At 61.9% G+C, this 13,198-nt stretch carries 11 protein-coding genes, 1 tRNA gene and 2 rRNA genes (1 of these 14 only partly in view); 8 read left to right on the forward strand and 6 right to left on the reverse strand.

What is annotated here, in order from left to right; genetic code table 11:
• From M728_RS16225 to M728_RS16235, 3 genes are all read left to right on the forward strand, one after another.
• Positions 1-1,298, forward strand: a 23S ribosomal RNA gene (locus M728_RS16225) (it extends 1,646 nt beyond the left edge of the window).
• 224 nt (positions 1,299-1,522) lie between these two features.
• Positions 1,523-1,637 (forward strand): 5S ribosomal RNA (gene rrf / locus M728_RS16230).
• A 98-nt stretch (positions 1,638-1,735) separates the two neighbouring features.
• Positions 1,736-1,812: transfer RNA gene (locus M728_RS16235), tRNA-Met, on the forward strand.
• 94 nt (positions 1,813-1,906) lie between these two features.
• Here the strand turns inward: M728_RS16235 and M728_RS16240 are convergent.
• On the reverse strand, positions 1,907-2,731 hold the full coding sequence (locus M728_RS16240) for an SIR2 family protein (protein ID WP_026622463.1): 825 nt from the start codon (positions 2,729-2,731) through the stop codon (positions 1,907-1,909).
• Positions 2,732-2,935: 204 nt separating this feature from the next.
• On the opposite strand from M728_RS16240, the gene M728_RS16245 reads away from it, so the two are divergent.
• From M728_RS16245 to M728_RS16255, 3 genes are read left to right on the forward strand one after another with little or no spacing between them, the layout of a single operon-like run.
• On the forward strand, positions 2,936-3,271 hold the full coding sequence (locus M728_RS16245; RefSeq protein ID WP_026622462.1) for a helix-turn-helix transcriptional regulator: 336 nt from the start codon (positions 2,936-2,938) through the stop codon (positions 3,269-3,271).
• A gap of 32 nt (positions 3,272-3,303) precedes the next feature.
• Positions 3,304-3,768 carry an SRPBCC domain-containing protein gene (locus tag M728_RS16250; RefSeq protein WP_026622461.1) on the forward strand — a complete coding sequence of 155 codons (465 nt, stop codon included), beginning with the start codon at positions 3,304-3,306 and terminating at the stop codon, positions 3,766-3,768.
• On the forward strand, positions 3,765-4,214 hold the full coding sequence (locus M728_RS16255) for a GFA family protein (RefSeq protein WP_026622460.1): 450 nt from the start codon (positions 3,765-3,767) through the stop codon (positions 4,212-4,214). Before M728_RS16250 ends, M728_RS16255 begins: the two co-directional genes overlap by 4 nt.
• An 18-nt stretch (positions 4,215-4,232) precedes the next feature.
• Here M728_RS16255 and M728_RS16260 read toward each other — a convergent pair whose 3' ends face one another.
• Together M728_RS16260 and araD are read right to left on the reverse strand one after the other, a co-directional pair.
• Entirely contained in the window at positions 4,233-6,689 is a 2,457-nt protein-coding gene (locus M728_RS16260; protein ID WP_084044644.1) for a phosphoketolase, read from the reverse strand.
• Positions 6,690-6,836: 147 nt separating this feature from the next.
• Positions 6,837-8,561 carry an L-arabinonate dehydratase gene (araD, locus tag M728_RS16265; RefSeq protein ID WP_026622458.1) on the reverse strand — a complete coding sequence of 575 codons (1,725 nt, stop codon included), beginning with the start codon at positions 8,559-8,561 and terminating at the stop codon, positions 6,837-6,839.
• A 77-nt stretch (positions 8,562-8,638) separates the two neighbouring features.
• Between araD and M728_RS16270 the strand changes: the two genes are divergently transcribed.
• Positions 8,639-9,361: a FadR/GntR family transcriptional regulator gene (locus M728_RS16270; protein ID WP_026622457.1), complete on the forward strand. Its 723-nt coding sequence runs from the start codon at positions 8,639-8,641 to the stop codon at positions 9,359-9,361.
• 241 nt (positions 9,362-9,602) lie between these two features.
• On the opposite strand, the gene M728_RS16275 is transcribed toward M728_RS16270, so the two are convergent.
• Entirely contained in the window at positions 9,603-10,556 is a 954-nt protein-coding gene (locus tag M728_RS16275; protein WP_026622456.1) for a dihydrodipicolinate synthase family protein, read from the reverse strand.
• Positions 10,557-10,719: 163 nt separating this feature from the next.
• On the opposite strand from M728_RS16275, the gene M728_RS16280 reads away from it, so the two are divergent.
• Complete coding sequence (locus M728_RS16280) at positions 10,720-11,607, forward strand: SMP-30/gluconolactonase/LRE family protein (RefSeq protein WP_026622455.1); 888 nt, start codon at positions 10,720-10,722, stop codon at positions 11,605-11,607.
• Between the two features lie 82 nt (positions 11,608-11,689).
• Here the strand turns inward: M728_RS16280 and M728_RS16285 are convergent, their stop codons facing one another.
• Both M728_RS16285 and M728_RS16290 read right to left on the reverse strand, forming a co-directional pair.
• Positions 11,690-12,016 carry a hypothetical protein gene (locus tag M728_RS16285; RefSeq protein WP_026622454.1) on the reverse strand — a complete coding sequence of 109 codons (327 nt, stop codon included), beginning with the start codon at positions 12,014-12,016 and terminating at the stop codon, positions 11,690-11,692.
• Between the two features lie 85 nt (positions 12,017-12,101).
• Positions 12,102-13,181, reverse strand: a complete 1,080-nt coding sequence (locus tag M728_RS16290) for an ABC transporter ATP-binding protein (RefSeq protein ID WP_026622453.1) — start codon at positions 13,179-13,181, stop codon at positions 12,102-12,104.
• Between the last annotated feature and the right edge of the window lie 17 nt (positions 13,182-13,198).

Consider the following 13,198-nt stretch of genomic DNA (forward strand, 5'->3'; position numbering starts at 1 on the left):
GGACGCGGTTCCAGGAAATAGCTCCACCATATAGACCGTACCCGAAACCGACACAGGTGGTCAGGTAGAGTATACCAAGGCGCTTGAGAGAACTGCGTTGAAGGAACTCGGCAAATTGCACGCGTAACTTCGGAAGAAGCGTGACCCTTTTGTACGCAAGTATGATGGGGTGGCACAGACCAGGGGGTAGCGACTGTTTATCAAAAACACAGGGCTCTGCGAAGTCGCAAGACGACGTATAGGGTCTGACGCCTGCCCGGTGCTGGAAGGTTAAGAGGAGGGGTGCAAGCTCTGAATCGAAGCCCCAGTAAACGGCGGCCGTAACTATAACGGTCCTAAGGTAGCGAAATTCCTTGTCGGGTAAGTTCCGACCTGCACGAATGGCGTAACGACTTCCCCGCTGTCTCCAACGCAGACTCAGTGAAATTGAATTCCCCGTGAAGATGCGGGGTTCCTGCGGTCAGACGGAAAGACCCCGTGCACCTTTACTATAGCTTTACACTGGCATTCGTGTCGGCATGTGTAGGATAGGTGGTAGGCTTTGAAGCAGGGACGCCAGTTCCTGTGGAGCCGTCCTTGAAATACCACCCTTATCGTCATGGATGTCTAACCGCGGTCCGTCATCCGGATCCGGGACAGTGTATGGTGGGTAGTTTGACTGGGGCGGTCGCCTCCGAAAGAGTAACGGAGGCGCGCGATGGTGGGCTCAGAGCGGTCGGAAATCGCTCGTCGAGTGCAATGGCATAAGCCCGCCTGACTGCGAGACTGACAAGTCGAGCAGAGACGAAAGTCGGTCATAGTGATCCGGTGGTCCCGCGTGGAAGGGCCATCGCTCAACGGATAAAAGGTACGCCGGGGATAACAGGCTGATGACCCCCAAGAGTCCATATCGACGGGGTTGTTTGGCACCTCGATGTCGGCTCATCGCATCCTGGGGCTGGAGCAGGTCCCAAGGGTTTGGCTGTTCGCCAATTAAAGCGGTACGTGAGCTGGGTTCAGAACGTCGTGAGACAGTTCGGTCCCTATCTGCCGTGGGTGTAGGAATATTGACAGGATCTGTCCCTAGTACGAGAGGACCGGGATGGACATATCTCTGGTGGACCTGTTGTCCTGCCAAGGGCATAGCAGGGTAGCTATATATGGAAGGGATAACCGCTGAAGGCATCTAAGCGGGAAACCCACCTGAAAACGAGTATTCCCTTGAGAACCGTGGAAGACGACCACGTTGATAGGCCGGGTGTGGAAGTGCGGCAACGCATGAAGCTTACCGGTACTAATCGTTCGATCGGCTTGATCGTTCCCATTGCTCATGCTCATCAAACGAAAGTTCGATGATGCTATCTTCTGTCCTGACGCGCGAAAGCGCTGCGGACGGCGCCCCGGACAACCGGCGGCTCGGCTCTGCCGGCTGCTGCAAATATCCGGATAAGTCGCAAGACGTGTTCAAAAAAACGAAGCAATCGCTTCACCAGCTTCTCGAAATCAGTTTGCGCCTCCGGGCGCAAATCTTGCGCTTTGCCGACCTGGTGGTTCTGGCGGGGTGGCTGCACCCGTTCCCATTCCGAACACGGCCGTGAAACGCCCCAGCGCCGATGGTACTTCGTCTCAAGACGCGGGAGAGTAGGTCGCTGCCAGGTCTGCTAAACGCAAGATAAACACAAACATCTTCTCTCACAAACTCGGCCCAGCCGAAACAAAGGGCCGCAACAAGCGGCCCTTATGCTTAAAACCATAACGCGGGGTGGAGCAGCCCGGTAGCTCGTCAGGCTCATAACCTGAAGGCCGCAGGTTCAAATCCTGCCCCCGCAACCAAACACGCAAGGCCCGCATTCGCGGGCCTTTTTGCGTTCAGCGCACCCTGATCGCCCGATCGATACCGTCCGCGCCCCGACGGCGTCGCACAGCCTCAAATGCTGCAACCGGCCTCGGCGCAAAGATCGCCAACGAAGGCGAGAAGCGCTTCTTGCGGGTCGGCTCCTTCGCCGCCAAGCACGGTTACGCCCCAATTGCTGAGAACCGTCTCCTGGACGGGATTGGGCCGATACATGAAGACATAGGAGGGCGGCCGCTCGCGTTCGTTCCCGGACCGCTTCCAGGTGCTCCAGATCCGGTGCAGAAGCAAACGGATATTGAGGTCCGACATGCTGTAGCCGATGAACAGCACCGTTGCGCCGAGAGCGTCGCTTCGAAAGCGAACATCCAGCGGCGAGTCGAAGGATAGCCGGTTGAAGTAGTCGGTTTCGGTCAGCACGAGCGTGTCGTCATCGTCGAAGTCTCCGTGGTATTTGATGATTTGCGTGACCCCCGCCGGCGCGGAGGCGATGTCGCTTGCATGGCTGATCTTCGCATAAGGCTTGCCGTAGACGTCGTAGGCGATTTCCAGATTGCTGTCGTAGTTGGTGGTGTAGATCACCGGGAAGTCGAGTGTGACGAGCCGCTTGTGGAGGTCGGATTTCTCGATGCGGTCCCGCGAAACGCGCCAGTTCTGCCGCATCCAATCACATAGCGCGCCGATGTCTCCATGCTCCAGGCGATAGCATTCGGCGATCGTCTGATAGGTCACGTCGGGATCCTTCATGACGGAACCGTCGAGATGCAGGTCGCTCACCATATGGTCGATCAGTGTCTTCCATGAAGGTAGGCCGACACTCATCGAAACGCCCGCCCCGACGAACAGCACTGCGTGCCGGCGTCTTAACGCCGAAACGATCTCCTCTATATGCTTCTTCATGTTCGCTCCTCAGGAGCGCTCAACACGCGGGCGTGGGAAGATGTTCCATTAGCCGGATCAATCGCCATTCGAACCCGCTTGCACGACCAGCACTCCTTCATTCGCCTGGTCCGCAGCACGGGGGAGCAACCGCTCTTGACAGACGGACGCGCTCCTGAAATAAACTAAAAGGTTAATTAACTGATGAGTAAAGTGCTAGTGAGCATGGATCAGCTAAGCACCACCCTTTCGGCCCTGGCCGACCCGACCCGTCGCGCGATCATCGCGCGTCTTGCGGCCGGGGAGGCGACGGTAAACGAATTGGCGGCCCCCTTTGACATGAGCCTGCCTGCCGTCTCCAAGCATCTGAAAGTGCTGGAGCGTGCGGGCCTCATATCGCGTGGTCGCAACGCCCAATGGCGGCCCTGTCGGCTGGAGGCGCGACCGATGAAGGAAATTGCCGACTGGATCGAGCCCTATCGCCGGTTCTGGGACGCCAGCTTCGACCGGCTCGAAAGCTATCTCCAGGACATCCAGGGCAAGGAGTCCGATCAGGGCTGATGCTGCGATTATCCAACCACGAGGATGAGACGATGAACGCCCAAATGCTCAAGCAGGAGATCGCCCTCACCATCACGCGCGTCTTCGATGCGCCGCGCAGCCTCGTTTTCGAAGTCTGGACGACGCCCGAACACCTCGTCCGCTGGTGGGGACCGAAGGACTTCACCGTGCCGGCCATCACGGCGGATTTCAGGGAAGGCGGCGCCTGGCGCACCTGCATCCGTTCGCCGGAAGGACAGGACTACTGGGCGCACGGCATCTATCGCGAGATCGTGCCGCCGAGCCGAATCGTCCTGACTTTCACATGGGAAGAGGAGAATGCGATGGACACGCTGATCACCGTTACCTTCGAGGAGGTGGTGGGCGGCACGCGGCTGACCTTCCACCAGGCGCCATTCCCGACGGTCGAGAGCCGCGACAGTCACGCGGAGGGCTGGGGCGAATGCATGGACAGGCTTGCCGTCTATGTCGCCGGGCAAAAGGAGGCTGTGGAATGAGAAAGAGCTATCACGGAAGCTGCCAGTGCGGCGCGGTGCACTTTTCCGCAAATTGCGACCTTGCGCCGGAGGGCGAACGGTCGCCGCCGGCGCGGCCGGGCACTTGGTGGGCCTCCACCTTCCGCTGCAACTGCTCCTTCTGCCTGAAGATGCGGTTCTGGAAGGTCTTCGTCACGCCGGAGGATTTCTCAGTGCTTTCCGGAGAGGAGGCCCTGGCCGAATACCGCTTCGGCGAGCGCTCGATCCGCCACGTCTTCTGCAGGCATTGCGGCGTGCATCCCTTCGCCAGTGCCGATTACGAAATCATGGGCGGGCCGTTTTACGCGGTCAATATCGCCTGTCTCGACGACGCGACCGACGAAGAGCTGGCGAATGCGCCGGTCATCTACGAGGACGGCCGCCATGATGCCTGGGACAGGGCGCCGGCGGTGACAGACTATTTGTGAGAAGCTGGGTGACGCGTCTCAGACATTGTCCGCTTCGGTCGAGCTTCCCTGCGGCTCGGACGCTGCGCCCTTGCCGCCCCATTGCCAGGTTCTGATCGACGGCATGTCGTCGCCGTATTCTTCGATATATTGCCGATGTTCGATCAACTTCTCGCGCATCGCCTGTTTGAAATAGGCGGCACGGGCGCCCAATTGCGGCAGCCGGTCGATCACGGCCTCGACCAGATGGAAGCGGTCCAGTTCGTTAAGGACCGCCATGTCGAAGGGCGTCGTGGTCGTCCCTTCCTCCTTGTAGCCGCGAACGTGCAGGTTGGCATGATTGGTGCGGCGGTAGGTGAGCCGGTGGATCAGCCATGGATAGCCGTGGAAGGCGAAGATGATCGGCTTGTCCTTCGTGAACAAGGCATCGAAATCGCGGTCGGCGAGGCCGTGCGGATGCACGCTCGATGGCTGTAGTTTCATCAGGTTCACCACATTAATCACGCGCACCTTCAGATCAGGCAGGTGCTCGCGGAGCAAGCGCACGGCGGCGAGCGTTTCGAGCGTCGGAACGTCGCCGCAGCATGCCATCACCACGTCAGGGTCGACGCCCTTGTCATTGCTCGCCCACTCCCAGATGCCGAGACCCTCGCTGCAGTGCTTGATCGCCTGGTCCATCGTCAGCCATTGCGGTGCGGGCTGCTTGCCGGCAACGACGACGTTGACGTAGTTGCGGCTCCTCAGACAATGATCCGTCACCGACAGGAGCGTATTGGCGTCCGGCGGCAGGTAGACGCGGATAACGTCCGCCTTCTTGTTGACGACGTGGTCGATGAATCCCGGGTCCTGGTGGCTGAAGCCGTTGTGGTCCTGGCGCCAGACGTGGGAACTCAGGAAGTAGTTGAGCGAGGCGATCGGGCGCCGCCACGGGATCTCGTTGCAGACCTTCAGCCATTTGGCATGCTGATTGAACATGGAATCGACGATGTGGATGAAGGCTTCATAGCAGGAGAGGAAGCCGTGCCGTCCGGTCAAGAGATAGCCCTCGAGCCATCCCTGGCATTGATGCTCGCTCAACACCTCCATGACCCGCCCGTCCGGCGACAGGTGATCGTCCTCCGGATAGATCTCCGCCATGAAGCAGCGATCGGTGGCCTCCAGCACATCCTGCCAGCGGTTCGAGTTGTTCTCGTCCGGGCTGAACAGGCGGAAATTCCGGGCCTTGAGGTTGAGCTTCATGACGTCGCGCAGATAGGTGCCCATCACCCGCGCCGATTCGGCCGTGGCTTCACCCGGGCTCGGAACGGCAACCGCGTAGTCGCGGAAATCGGGCATCTTCAACGCGCGCAGTAAGAGGCCGCCATTGGCGTGCGGGTTGTCGCTCATGCGCCGGCGTCCGGTTGGCGCAAGTGCGGCCAGTTCCGGCTTCAGCCGGCCTTTGCCATCGAACAGCTCCTCAGGCCGGTAGCTTTTCATCCAGCCCTCCAGGACGCGAATGTGCTCGGGTTTGTCCATTTCGCCCATGGGCACCTGATGCGACCGCCAGTAATCCTCGCATTTCTTGCCGTCGATTTCCGCCGGGCAGGTCCAGCCCTTGGGCGTCCGGAAGACGATCATCGGCCAGATGGGACGTTTGAGATTGCCGTTCTCGCGTGCATAGGCCGAGATACGGCGAATGGCGGCGAGAGCGGTGTCGAGTGCACGCGCCAATTGCTGATGCACGTCCGCCGGATCATGCCCTTCGACGAAAAGCGGCGCGTAGCCCATGCCCTCGAAGAACTTCTGCAGTTCGCCCGTTGGAATGCGGGCAAGGAAAGAGGGATTGGCAATCTTGTAGCCGTTGAGATGCAGGATGGGCAGCACTGAGCCGTCGCGCGCCGGGTTCAGGAATTTGTTGCCATGCCAGCCCGTCGCGAGCGGGCCAGTCTCGGCTTCTCCGTCGCCGATGATGCAGGCGACGATCAGATCCGGGTTGTCGAAGGCAGCCCCATAGGCATGGCTCAGCGCATAGCCGAGCTCGCCCCCCTCGTGAATGCTGCCCGGCGTCTCCGGCGCGACGTGGCTTGGGATGCCGCCGGGGAAGCTAAACTGCTTGAACAGCCTCTTCATGCCCTGAGCATCCTGGCTGATGTCCGGATAGACCTCGCTATAGGTCCCTTCCAGATAGGCGTGGGCCACCAGCGACGGTCCGCCGTGACCAGGGCCGATAATGTAGATCATGTTGAGATCGTCGCGCCTGATCACCCGATTGAGATGCACATAGAGCATGTTCAAGCCTGGCGAGGTGCCCCAATGGCCGAGAAGTCGCGGCTTCACATGCTCGCGCTTCAACGGCTCCTTCAATAAAGGATTGTCGAGGAGATAGATCTGGCCGACCGACAGATAGTTCGATGCCCGCCAATAGGCGTCCATCCGCCGCAGTTCGTCCGGTGACAAGGGGCCGCTCGCCGCCGCATTGTTGCTGGACTCGTCTCTTGCCGTCTTGGGGGAAACCATGATGTCCTCCTGCGGTGGGTGACGACCTTCGGGTCATCGAAGCCGCCACGGCAGGATGCATTGCAGGTCGCCGCCAGAACAAGCCTGAAGTCAGGGGATACGCCTTCTGGCTGTTGCGGTTATGTGCCTCCAGCAAGACCTGTCGCGTCAATGAATTTCCGGCTCAGGGAGCTTATGGGGCGACTGAAGGAAGGTTAAATCGCAGCCTTCCGGCGCCTGCTGGATGTGCTCGGCATATATCTTCAGATAGCCTCTCGAATAATCGCGTTCCGGCGGGCGCCACTCGGCGAGCCGGCGTTCGATCTCCCGCGCATCGACCTCCAGGGTGAGGCTGCGATTGGCGACGTCGAGCGAGATAAGGTCGCCGTTCTTCACCGCGGCCAAGGGGCCGCCGATGTAAGCTTCCGGTGCCACGTGCAGGACGCAGGCGCCGTAGCTGGTGCCGCTCATGCGGGCGTCGGAAATCCTCACCATGTCGCGCACGCCGTGTTTCAGGAGCTTCTTCGGGATCGGCAGCATGCCCCATTCCGGCATGCCCGGGCCGCCGACCGGGCCGGCATTGCGCAGGATGAGCACCGTATCGGCGGTGACGTCGAGTTCCTCGTCGTTCACCGCCCTCATCATCGCGTCGTAGTCGTCGAAGACGAGGGCGGGGCCGCGGTGCTTGAGGAGCGCCGGGTCTGCAGCCGCCGGTTTCATCACGCATCCGTCAGGCGCGAGATTCCCTTTAAGGATCGCCGTGCCCCCGCGTGCGGCGACCGGATTGCCGAGCGGACGGATCACGTTGGGCTGGTGAACCTCGGCAAGCTGGAGCGCCCCGCCGATCGTGCCGATGACGTTTCGTTCCTCCTTGTGAAGCAGCGACGCCAACTGTTTCCAAAGCGCGACCAGCCCGCCGGCGTAATAGAAATCCTCCATCAGGAATTCACCGGTCGGACGGATGTTGCAGAGAACCGGAACCTTCTCCGACACGCGGTCGAAGTCGTCGAGCGTCAGTCTCACGCCGCATCGCCGCGCCATCGCAATCAGATGGATCATCGCATTGGTCGAGCCGGCCATGGCCATATGCACCGTGAGCGCGTTTTCGAAGGCATTCGCCGTCAAGAGGTCGGAGGGTTTCAGGTCCTCGAACACCATCTCGACGATGCGCGCGCCCGATAGCGCGGCCATGCGCGAGTGGCCGGCATCCGCTGCGGGGATCGCCGAAGCGCCCGGCAGACAGAGCCCCAGCGTATCGGCCAGCGCCGTCATCGTCGAGGCGGTGCCCATGGTCATGCAGGTGCCGAAGGAGCGGGCGATGCCGCGCTCCATCTCGTTCCATTCGAGTTCGGTGATCTGCCCCGCTTCCTTCTCCGCCCAATATTTCCAGACGTCGGAGCCCGAGCCGAGCATCTGGCCGCGATAGTTGCCGCGCAGCATCGGTCCTGCCGGCACGAAGATCGTCGGCAGATCGACCTGGATCGCCCCCATGATCGTTGCCGGCGTGGTCTTGTCGCAGCCGGCGAGCAGCACGACCCCGTCGATCGGATGCGAGCGGATGAGTTCCTCCACTTCCATGGCCAGGAAGTTGCGATAAAGCATCGTCGTCGGCTTCACATAGGTTTCGGCGAGCGACATGGCCGGCAGTTCCACCGGAAAGCCGCCGGCCTGCCACACGCCGCGCTTGACCTCGTCCGCGCGGGCGCGCAGATGCGCGTGGCAGGGATTGATGTCGCTCCAGGTGTTGATAATCGCGATGACAGGCTTGGCCGCGATCTCCTGCTGATCGTAGCCCATCTGATAGAGGCGGGAGCGATGACCGAAGGAGCGCAGGTCCTTGGCGCCGAACCAGCGAAAGCTTCTAAGATCTTCTGGACTCTTGCGTTTGGCCACCAGCGGCCTCCTTTGCATTCCCGCTCCGCTCGGCTAAGTTAAACCTGTCCAGAAAAATGACAGGCGAGACCAAGCTATTGAACGACGTGATGTTGAAGCTCAAACCGGCACGGCGCGAACGCCTTGCCGATGTTCTCTACGGCCAAATCCTCGAGCAGATAACCAGCGGACAGCTCGTCGAAGGCGCGAAATTGCCGTCCGAGGCCCATATCTGCCGCGATTTTCAGGTCTCCCGGCCGGTCGTGCGCGAAGCCTTGATGCGGCTGCAGGCGGATGGGCTCGTAGTCTCGCGCCAGGGGATCGGCACATTCGTCAAATCGCGTCCGTCCGACAAGCTCACCAGTTTCGCCGCCTCGGCGGAAATCGCGAGCTATCTCAGGGCCTTCGAACCGCGGCTTGCCCTTGAAACCGAATGCGCCGGGCTCGCGGCGATGCGCCGTACCAGGGCGCAGCTCAACCAGATCGGCGAGGCGCTTGCAGCACTGGAGGGCGCCTTCCAGCGTGGCGAAACCGGATGGGAGGAGGACTTCGCCTTCCACCTTGCCGTGGCCGGGGCCGCGGGAAACGAGCTGTTCCCGCGCCTCCTGCAGGACCTGCGCGACATAATGCGTGGTTCGATGCGCATGGCGCTGAGCCTCACTCAGCGTGGTTCGGAGGACAGGCGCCGCCGCGTCCTCGAGGAGCATCGCAAGATCTTCACGGCAATCTCCAGCCAGGACCCAGACCTCGCACGCCTCTACATGCGCTTCCATCTGTCGGAATCCCGCGCCCGCATCACTGGATCCCACGGCGATCGCTAGGGCGATACCCGATCCGCCCTGGGAGGCACCCCCAAGGGGGGAGATCGAGGAGGCACCGCCGTGCACCACAGCCACGTCCCGTGACGAGGCTGGCATTGTCGAGGTGAGTAAACGGGGAGCCCGCAGCTTGCCGATCTCCCCCTTTGTGGGGGAGATGCCCGGCAGGGCAGAGGGGGGTGTCGGCACCCGCTTTCCTGATTTTCGCAAAGTGCGGCTTGTCCGCGCCATCTCCGATACCATGTCAGGCACTCGCGGCCGGCCGCCTGTCCACGGCCGACGCTTCGGCTCTGGCCTTCAGCTCGCGCGCGGCGCGGGCGATGGCCTCGAGCCGCTCGGCGCCGTCGAGATTGGAGAGGAACTCGCCGATCGGCCCGGTGTCGCAGATTCCGGCGAGCCTCACCGCCTCATGCAGGACACGGATCGGCGAATGGGCGTCGCGCAGATCCTCGAGCGGCAGAAAGCTCTCGCGGATCGCCCGGGCCTCGGCGATCCGGCCGCCCTGGCAGGCTTTGAGGATCGCCATCGACAGGTGCGGCGCGATGCACACCGAACCGGAGGTGAAGGCGCAGAGGCCCATTTCGAGATGGTCGATCGCCGGGCGCTCGCCGATGCCGCTGACGATGCGCTCGCCCGAACCGACCGCATCGAGGATTGCGGCAAGATAGGCATCGTTCTTCGGCTCCGGGCGCACGACCGCATATTTCACGGCCGAGATCGCGCCGTCGCGGAAAAGCCGCGCGACGTCCCCGGCGTCCAGGAAGCCGTCGTTCTTGATATAGGCGATCAGCGGTCTGCCGGCTGCATCCGCCAGCTTGCCGAAGCCGGAGGCGAGGCCCGCCGGCGTTGCCGGGAAGCCGAGCGGCAGCACTATGGCGGTCGGAAAGGCGCGCGCGCGGAGGATAGCAGCTTGGTCCATTGCCTTGCCGAAGTCCGCTCCGATCGAGGGAATCATCCAGCCATCGTTGGGGGCGATCTCTTCTAGGAGGTCGAGAAGCCCCGAGAATTCCGCGACGCCGAAATTATAGAGATTGGCATTGCCGCCATAGAGATAGGTGGTCACTCCGCCGGAGCGCAGCCAGTCGACCATCCTGCGGTTTTCCGTGTTGCTCGGCTTGCTATTCGCCGCGCGTGCCAATGGCGGGACGGAAAGGACGGAGGAGGCGAGGTCGGCCGCGTCTACGGGAGTCGTCTTCATGGAAAGCTCCTTATCAAGTTTCTTGTATTTTTAATTTACAAGTTGAGCAAGGGCAATAGCAATGTTAGAGAAAAAAGGCAGCGGTAAGCGCTTCAAAATAGTGGCTCGACCGGGAGGTTTTGCCGCATCTCCAGAGGGCTTCTATCAGATCAGGGTGCAAGACATGTCTTTCGAGTTAACATTTGAGTGCGCGCTCGACCTGCGCTGCGCTGTCGCCGAGAGCCCCGTCTACGACGAGCGCCGCAATTGCCTCTTCTTCGTCGATATTGGCCGCGGCGCGGTTCATCGTGCCGATCTGTCCGGCATGGGCCATATCGAATGGACCTTCGACCATGGCGCCTGCAGCATCGGCCTTGCCCGGTCCGGGCGCCTGGTGCTGGCGCAGCGCGACCGCGTCGTTCTGTTCAATCCCGACAACGGCGCGATCACCGTTGAGATCGCCACGATCGAGACGGAAAGGCGCGATACGCGCCTCAACGACGGCAAGGTCGGGCCGGACGGCGCGTTCTGGGTCGGCACCATGCATGATGTCACCGCCGATCGCCGGCCGGTTGCGGCCCTCTATCGCGTTTCGCCGACCGGCGAGGTGGAGCGCAGGATCGACGATATCATCTGCTCCAACGGTCTCGCCTGGAGCGGCGACGGTACGCTTCTCTTTCACTCCGATTCGCGCGGCCCCTGGATCGACCGTTGGCGCTTCGATCCCGCGACGGGCACGCTCTCCGAGCGCCTGCGTCTCGCCATGCTCGACGAAGCGAGCGGCCGCCCGGACGGAGGGGCCGCGGATGTGGAGGGCAATTATTGGAGCGCCGGCGTCTCTGCCGGCATCCTCAATCGCTTTTCGCCCGAGGGCCGGCTGATAGAGGCGCATCCCTTCCCGGTGCCAGCGCCGACCATGCCCTGTTTTGCGGGGTCGGACTTGAAGACGCTCGTCGTCACCTCTTTGCGTCCGGTGGGGGTCGGAGAGGAAAGCCGATCCGGCGGAATTTTTGCCACCCGAAGTCCCGTGGCCGGCGTCGCCGTCCATCGCTTCGACGACCGCGGGCTCTAAGTTGCGGACGCGAGTTTGGAGGGCGGGCAGGCATAGCCCAAGCCCGGAACAGTTCATCAGCGGCGCCGGCTGCCATAGCCGGTCAGCGTTCGGCGGCCAACTTGTCGCGAATCTGTTCCGCTCCACCGGTCAGCCGCCGGGCGAACGGCCGATCGGGATCGACAACGCGCCAATAGGGAGCGCTGCCGTCTTGACTGATGCGCACCAGGTGTCGCCGCATCGTCACCGGGCAGCAGATATCCGTCCCATGTTTTGCGGCAAGCATACGTCTGATCTCCGCGAGATCCGACAAGTGGCCGGGCGGTGCAGCCCGGAGCGCATCGGCAACCATCTGCTCGCTGGGAATTAGTACGCTCTGCGTAAGGTTTTTGCCTTTGCGTCGTGTTTTGATGATCGGTAATTCGTCCATGATCCACCTCCAGAAGTGAGCCCTACGGAGGACGAACAGAAGAATAGCAATCCGACAGCCGCTGATGAGATTGCGGGATGAGCGCTTACATCGCCCTGCCGTCGGGGCCGAAGACGTGGCAGCGCGCAGGATCGAAGTGGACGGCGAGATTGGTGCCGCGCTCGACCTTCTGCTGACCTTCCAGCGCGACGGTCAGTTGCTGCCGATCCGGCGTGATGCCGTAAAGCATGGTTTCGCCGCCGAGATTCTCTACGATCTCGACATTGATCGGCGCGAGCGTGATGCCGTCCTCGCGGGCGGAAAGGTGCTCCGGCCGAATGCCGAAGGTGACGTCCTCGCCGCGCGTTGCGGCAGCGAGACGCCGAGGCAAGCGGATGGTTCCGCCGCAGACTTCGATCGTGGTCTCGTTTTCCGTCACGCCCGCGATGCGCGCCTTTAGGAAATTCATCTTGGGGCTGCCGATGAAGCCGGCGACGAAGCGGTTGACGGGATTGTTGTAGAGATCGAGCGGCGCGCCCACCTGCTCGACCCGGCCCGAATTCAAGACGACGATCTTGTCGGCCATGGTCATGGCTTCGACCTGGTCATGGGTGACGTAGATCATCGTATTGCCGAGGTCGCGGTGGAGTCTCGAAATCTCGACGCGCATCTGCACCCGGAGCTCGGCGTCGAGGTTGGAAAGCGGCTCGTCGAAGAGGAAGATGCGCGGCTCGCGCACGATCGCCCGGCCGATCGCCACGCGCTGGCGCTGGCCGCCCGAAAGCGCCTTGGGTTTGCGGTCCAAGAGCTTCTCGATCTGCAGGATCTCCGCGGCGCGGCGCACTTTCGGTTCGATCTCCGCCCTCCTGTAGCCCGCCGTTTCGAGGCCGAAGGCGAGATTCTTGTAGACCGACATATGCGGATAGAGCGCATAGGACTGGAACACCATGGCGATGCCGCGCTTGGCCGGCGCCACCTCGTTCATCCGGTCGTTGTCGAGCATCAGCGTGCCGCCGGAAATTTCTTCGAGCCCGGCGATCATGCGCAGCAAGGTTGACTTGCCGCAGCCGGACGGACCGACGAAGACGGCGAATTCGCCGGGATCGATGGTGAGGTCGATGCCGTGGATCACATCGAGCGCGCCATAGCGTTTCTCGACCTTCTGAAGAACGACGCTGGTTGCCATTGCAATTCCTCCCTACG

It is taken from the genome of Ensifer sp. WSM1721 (assembly GCF_000513895.2).
GTDB lineage: Bacteria > Pseudomonadota > Alphaproteobacteria > Rhizobiales > Rhizobiaceae > Sinorhizobium.